1 rRNA gene is annotated in these 219 nt (G+C 55.7%); it reads left to right on the forward strand.

The window, feature by feature from the left end:
• A 23S ribosomal RNA gene (locus H6A20_RS13410) occupies positions 1 to 219 on the forward strand; the annotation flags it as partial.

The following is a 219-nucleotide window of genomic DNA, read 5'->3' on the forward strand; positions in this document are numbered from 1 at the left end:
CGGAGGAAGAGAAAGAAACATCGATTCCGGAAGTAGCGGCGAGCGAAACCGGAAGAGCCCAAACCGGGATGCGTGCATCCCGGGGTTCGGACCGCGTAATTGATCTTATAAGCCTAGCAGAATGGTTTTGGGAAAGCCAGCCAGAGAGGGTGAAAGCCCCGTAAGCGAAAGGCGAGTGAGCATGGCGGTATCCAGAGTAGGTCGAGACACGTGGAACCT

The sequence above is a fragment of the Mordavella massiliensis genome, from assembly GCF_016901695.1.
Classification (GTDB): domain Bacteria; phylum Bacillota; class Clostridia; order Lachnospirales; family Lachnospiraceae; genus Claveliimonas; species Claveliimonas massiliensis_A.